This is a genomic window from Holdemanella biformis DSM 3989, from assembly GCF_000156655.1.
Classification (GTDB): Bacteria; Bacillota_I; Bacilli_A; order Erysipelotrichales; family Erysipelotrichaceae; genus Holdemanella; species Holdemanella biformis.
On the sequence record NZ_DS996854.1, the window covers coordinates 1 to 711 of the forward strand.

Sequence of the window (711 nt, forward strand, 5' to 3'; positions counted from 1 at the left end):
TATTGAACTAACACACTCTGGCGAGTGTGGGCTTTTTTTAATATAGCCTAGTTCTTCTCCTGTTTCTTATTCTATCATAGTTTTGTCTTTATTTTTTGAAAGGATGTGTTGTTATGAATAAAGATGAAGCTTTAAACAAATTTACTTTTATGATGGAATATAGAAATCTTTCATCAAATACCATTCACATGTATAGATGGTATCTTTCAAGAATGTTTGATTTTTATCAATTGGAAGATGTATCTATTCTTGATGTTTCAATGGCACAAAATTATGTTGTCCATATGAAACAGACGTATGCTCCTGCTTCTTTAAACGCAGTCATCAGTGCTATCCGTTACTTCTTTGATGTTGTTTTAGAAAGCCCATTATCTAGAAGACAGTTTCCCAACATTTTATATCATCCTGTAGAAATCACTGTTTTTACAGATGAACAGATTCATTTGTTGCTCGATACAAAAGATATACGACTTCGTGCTTTTCTACTTCTTGGCTTGGATGCCGGACTTAGAGTTGGTGAAGTGGCTCGTTTAAAAGTTAGCGACATTGATTCTAAAAATATGTTGCTTTCTATTCAAAATTCAAAACGTGGTAAATCTCGCAAAGTACCTTTATCTAACACATTGTTAAAGGCTCTTCGTGAATATTGGATCGTCTATAAGCCTGATAAGAATGAATACTTATTCCCAGCTGTTCAATCGAATTCCAAAA

1 protein-coding gene is annotated in these 711 nt (G+C 33.2%); it reads left to right on the forward strand.

Annotated elements, in window-relative coordinates:
• Window positions 1–113: 113 nt before the first annotated feature.
• Window positions 114–711, forward strand: a 598-nt coding sequence (locus EUBIFOR_RS12270; RefSeq protein WP_003866308.1) for a tyrosine-type recombinase/integrase, incomplete at its 3' end; no start/stop codon positions are given.